The 5,026-nt window shown below is 71.5% G+C and carries 6 protein-coding genes; 1 reads left to right on the top strand and 5 read right to left on the bottom strand.

The genetic code is table 11. From position 1 onward, the window contains the following. Positions 1-95: 95 nt before the first annotated feature. The 5 genes from C6N75_RS31705 to clpS form a co-directional block, all read right to left on the bottom strand. Positions 96-224 carry a putative leader peptide gene (locus tag C6N75_RS31705; protein WP_256103167.1) on the bottom strand — a complete coding sequence of 43 codons (129 nt, stop codon included), beginning with the start codon at positions 222-224 and terminating at the stop codon, positions 96-98. A gap of 114 nt (positions 225-338) precedes the next feature. Further along, on the bottom strand, positions 339-761 hold the full coding sequence (locus tag C6N75_RS21340) for a Mov34/MPN/PAD-1 family protein (RefSeq protein ID WP_105870520.1): 423 nt from the start codon (positions 759-761) through the stop codon (positions 339-341). Between the two features lie 165 nt (positions 762-926). Then, on the bottom strand, positions 927-2,363 hold the full coding sequence (locus C6N75_RS21345) for an amino acid permease (protein ID WP_105870521.1): 1,437 nt from the start codon (positions 2,361-2,363) through the stop codon (positions 927-929). Positions 2,364-2,683: 320 nt separating this feature from the next. Further along, positions 2,684-3,259, bottom strand: coding sequence for a DUF2017 domain-containing protein (locus C6N75_RS21350; protein ID WP_105870522.1), 576 nt, complete (start codon positions 3,257-3,259; stop codon positions 2,684-2,686). Then, on the bottom strand, positions 3,259-3,573 hold the full coding sequence (gene clpS, locus C6N75_RS21355; RefSeq protein ID WP_105870523.1) for an ATP-dependent Clp protease adapter ClpS: 315 nt from the start codon (positions 3,571-3,573) through the stop codon (positions 3,259-3,261). The genes C6N75_RS21350 and clpS overlap by 1 nt, the downstream gene beginning before the upstream one ends. Before the next feature lie 106 nt (positions 3,574-3,679). Between clpS and C6N75_RS21360 the strand changes: the two genes are divergently transcribed. After that, positions 3,680-5,008 carry a nicotinate phosphoribosyltransferase gene (locus tag C6N75_RS21360; protein ID WP_105870524.1) on the top strand — a complete coding sequence of 443 codons (1,329 nt, stop codon included), beginning with the start codon at positions 3,680-3,682 and terminating at the stop codon, positions 5,006-5,008. The last annotated feature ends 18 nt before the right edge of the window (positions 5,009-5,026 follow it).

Raw genomic sequence — 5,026 nt, forward strand, 5'->3', positions numbered from 1 at the left:
CGGTGCGGGCGGCGGGGGCGGGCGCGGTGCGAACGGCCCCCGTGCGGGTGGCTCCGCGCGCCTGGCGGCGGGGCGTCGGCGGGCGGGCGGCCCGGTCAGGCCGCGCCGCGGCGGCGCGCGCCCGGGGGACAGATGGCGCTGGCGAGACGGCACAGGTCGACGTGCAGGCGCGCCACGAGCAGGGCGCTGCCCGGCGTGTTCTCACTCACGTCGATGGCAACCATGGGCTCATCGTATCGATTCCCGGTCCGCCTTCCGGAACACCGTCTCGGATCGCGGACGCCCGGCGCTCACCATGCGGTCAGTCTCCGCTCGGCAGGCGTGCTCGGCAGGCGTCCTCAGTAGGCGTCCACCACCCGCACGTCCTCCTCCGTGATCTCGCCGTCCACGATCCGGAACGAGCGGAACTGGAAGGGGCCGGCGTCGTCGGTGTCGGCGGTGGAGACCAGCACGTAGTGCGCGCCGGGCTCGCCCGCGTAGGAGACGTCGGTGCGCGAGGGGTAGGCCTCGGTGGCGGTGTGCGAGTGGTAGACGACCACCGGCTCCTCGTCCCGGTCGTCCAGCTCGCGGTACAGCTTGAGCAGGTCGCCGGAGTCGAACTCGTAGAAGGTGGGCGAGCGGGCGGCGTTGAGCATGGGGACGAAGCGCTCGGGGCGGTCGCTGCCGGCGGGGCCCGCGACGATGCCGCACGCCTCGTCGGGGTGGTCCTCACGCGCGTGCGCGACGATCTGGTCGTACAGGGCCCGGGTGATGGTCAGCATGGGCCCAGAATAGGACCCGCGTGCGAGGTGGCCCCGCCGGCCGGTCCCGGGCGGCCGCCGCGCCGGAAGCGGAACGGGCCCCTCCGTACCGACCAGTGGTACGGAGGGGCCCGGATGCCGGGACGGCGGCGCGGGGCCGGACGCCCCGGCGGGCGGCGGCGGGGGTCAGCGCTTGAAGCGCTTGAAGGCGGCGGCCTCCGGGTTGCGGCGCTTGAGCACCAGGTAGGACACGCCGAGGATGAGCGCCCACAGCGGCGCGCAGTAGAGCGAGACCCGGGCCTCGGCGTCCACGCCCATCATCACGATCACGCCGAGGATGAACAGCAGCGCGAACCAGCTCGTGTAGGGCGCTCCGGGGGCCTTGAAGGTGGACTGCGGCACCTCGCCGCGGTCCGCCTTGGCCCGGTAGCGGAGCTGCGAGACCAGGATCATGATCCAGGCCCACATGCCGGAGATGGTGGCGAAGGAGACGACCTTGTCGAAGGCGTCGCCGGGCCACTGGTAGTTGATCCACACGCCGACCAGCATCAGCGCGGCCGAGAAGGTGGTGCCGACCAGCGGGGTGCCGGTCCGGGTGAGCTTGGTGAAGACCTTGGGGCCCTGGCTGTTGAGCGCCAGGTCGCGCAGCATCCGGCCGGTGGAGTACATGCCGGAGTTGCAGGAGGACAGCGCGGCGGTGAGGACCACGAAGTTCACGACGGCCGCGCCGACGCCCAGGCCCATCTGCTCGAAGGCGGCGACGAACGGCGAGAGGCCGGGCCGGAAGTGGGTCCACGGCACGACCGACAGGATCATGATCAGCGCGCCGACGTAGAAGACGGCGATGCGCCACGGCACGGTGTTGATGGCCTTGGGCAGGGTGGTCTTCGGGTCCTTGGACTCGCCGGCGGTGACGCCGACCAGTTCGACCGCCAGGAAGGCGAACATCACGATCTGCAAGGTCATCACGGTGCCGCCGATGCCCTTGGGGAAGAAGCCGCCCTCGGACCAGAGCATGGTCATCGAGGCGGTGTCCCCGGCGTCGGAGAAGCCGATGGTGAGGATGCCGGCGCAGATCAGGATCATGCCGACGATGGCGGTGACCTTGACCATGGAGAACCAGAACTCCAGCTCGCCGAAGAGCTTCACGGAGATCAGGTTGGCGCCGTACAGGATGATCGTGAAGACCAGCGCGGACACCCACTGCGGGATGTTCCACCAGTACGTCATGTAGGTGGCGGCGGCGGTCACCTCGGTGATGCCGGTGACCACCCAGAACAGCCAGTACGTCCAGCCGGTGACGAAGCCGGCGAACGGGCCGACGAACTCACGGGCGTACTCCGAGAAGGAGCCGGAGACCGGGCGGTACATCAGCAGCTCGCCGAGCGCCCGCATGATGAAGAAGATGACCAGGCCCGCGACCGCGTACGCCAGGATGAGGCTGGGTCCGGCCTTGGAGATGGCCTTGCCCGCCCCGAGGAAGAGCCCGGTGCCGATGGCGCCGCCGATGGCGATCATCTGGATCTGCCGGGCGCCGAGCCCCCGCTGGTAGCCCTCGCCCTCGCCGGACGCGGTGCCCGCGGCGTCGTCGCCGTGCTTGTTGTCGACCTGCACTGAGGCCATGTGTGGTGCGCCTTTCTCCACGCAGATCCGCGCCGGCGTGAGTCGCGGCCGCGGATCAGGTCCTGATCCCCCCGGATATGGATGGAGTGCCGCCGGCGGTCAGCCGACGAAGCGCACCCGGGGAACAGGGGTGGCGTTGCCCGGGCGATCGTGAAGGTCTATCACGGTGGTGAGGGTGATCGACGGGCACGACTGTGGCACACACCACAGCAAGAACCGGACATAGGGGAGAAGGCGGGACGCACTGGGACGGTCCGGTGATCCGATCGTTATACGGATCTGAGCGTCCGCTGAGCGAACACCGCGCCGGCCGCCCCGGCTCACATCAGGGTCTCGACCAGCGTCTCCTGGAGGGCGCCGAGCCACAGGTACGCCATCACCATCGGCTTGCGCGGGTCGGAGTCCGGCAGCCGGTAGAGCGTGTCGCTCTCGTCGTCGCCGGCGATCTCCAGCCGGGTGCCGATGGTCAGCCGCAGGTCGTTCAGCGCACCGAGCCAGCGCCGGGAGTCCTCGGCGGTCAGCTTGAGCACCGCCCCGCCCTCGCCGGCGGCGCCGAGGGCGTCCAGGGTGCGCACCACGGCGAGCGCGTCGTCCCGCTTGCGGTCGCGCAGGTCGTTCTCGGTGAAGCGGCGGAACTCGGCCGAGGCGGCCCGCAGCTTCTCGTCGTCGTCGGCGTAGGCGTCGGGGAAGAGCCGGGCGAGCGCCGGGTCGGACGGCGGCTCGCTGGGGCCCTCGCGGAAGAGCCCGGCCAGCGGGTCCTCCCCCACCGGCGGCTCCTCGCCCGGACCGATCAGTTCGAGCAGCTGCACGGCGAGCGAGCGGAGGATGGAGATCTCGACCTCGTCGAGGGGCACGGCCGCGCCGCCGCCGGGCAGCGCCTCGAAGTGTCCGCTCATCAGGTGCGGTCCTGGGAGAGGGTGGCCCACAGCCCGAAGCCGTGCATCGCCTGCACGTCGCGCTCCATCTCCTCGCGGGTGCCGCTGGAGACGATGGCCCGGCCCTTGTGGTGCACGTCCAGCATCAGCTTGTGCGCCTTGTCCTTGGAGTAGCCGAAGTACGTCTGGAAGACGTAGGTCACGTAGCTCATGAGGTTGACCGGGTCGTTGTGGACGATCGTCACCCAGGGCACGTCGGGTTCGGTGACGGCGAACCCCTCGGCGGCCGGTTCGGTGCGTTCGATCTCAGTGGGAGCAACACTCACCCGGTCCATGCTGCCACCCGCGGTGGGGTGCCGCACAAACCGGCCGCCCCGGAAGATCGGAAATTACCGCGAGGGGAAATCGTCAATCTGACGAGATGGGGGTACCATCCGTCGTATGAATGCTGCGGATCTCGGTCTGCCGGTGGACGTGCCGTCCACCGCGCTCTTCACCGACCAGTACGAGCTGACGATGCTCCAGGCCGCGCTGCGGGGCGGGACCGCCTCGCGCAGGTCGGTCTTCGAGGTGTTCACCCGGCGGCTGCCGCCCGGCCGCCGCTACGGGGTGGTCGCCGGCACCGGCCGGGTGCTGGACGCCGTGGAGAACTTCCGCTTCGACCCGGCCGTCCTCGCCTTTCTGCGCGAGCACGGCGTCGTGGACGAGCCGACCGTGGAGTGGCTGGCCGGCTACCGCTTCCGCGGCGACATCTCCGGCTACCCGGAGGGCGAGGTCTACTTCCCCGGCTCCCCGATCCTGCGGGTGGAGGGCTCGTTCGCCGAGTGCGTGCTGCTGGAGACGGTGATCCTCTCCATCCTCAACCACGACTCGGCGATCGCCGCGGCCGCCTCCCGGATGTCGGCCGCGGCCGGCGGGCGGGGCCTGATCGAGATGGGCGCCCGGCGCACCCACGAGCTGGCCGCGGTCGCCGCGTCGCGCGCCGCCTACGTCGGCGGCTTCGACTCCACCTCCGACCTGGCCGCCGGCTTCCGCTACGGCATCCCGACCGTCGGCACCTCCGCGCACGCCTTCACCCTGCTGCACGACACCGAGCGGGACGCCTTCCGCGCGCAGGTGGAGTCGCTGGGCCGGGGCACCACCCTGCTGGTCGACACCTACGACGTGGCCGAGGCGGTCCGCACCGCGGTGGAGATCGCCGGTACGGAGCTGGGCGCGGTCCGCATCGACTCCGGCGACCTGCTGCTGGTGGCCCACCGGGTGCGCCAGCAGTTGGACGAGCTGGGCGCGAAGGACACCCGGATCGTGGTCACCTCCGACCTCGACGAGTACGCCATCGCCTCGCTGGCCGCGGCCCCGGTGGACGCCTACGGGGTGGGCACCCAGCTGGTCACCGGCAGCGGGCACCCCACCTGCTCGATGGTCTACAAGCTGGTGGCCCGCGCCGAGTCGGCGGACGGGCGGGCGCCGCTGGTGCCGGTGGCGAAGAAGTCGCTGGGCGGCAAGCTGTCGGTCGGCGGCCGCAAGTGGGCGGCCCGCCGGCAGGACGCGGAGGGCTTCGCGGAGGCGGAGGTGCTGGGCACCGGCGCGGTCCCGCCCGAGCTGGCCGGCCGGCAGCTCCTGGTGGAGCTGGTGCGCGGCGGCGAGGTGGTGGGCCGCGAGCCGCTGGACGCGGCCCGCGACCGGCACATCCGGGCCCGGAAAGCGCTGCCGATGTCAGCGCTCCAGCTCTCCCGCGGCGAGCCGGTCATCGCCACCGAGTACCTCTGACCCCGCCGCTCCGGCCGC

The sequence above is a fragment of the Streptomyces solincola genome (assembly GCF_002982015.1).
In the GTDB taxonomy this organism is placed as follows: Bacteria; Actinomycetota; Actinomycetes; order Streptomycetales; family Streptomycetaceae; genus Streptomyces; species Streptomyces solincola.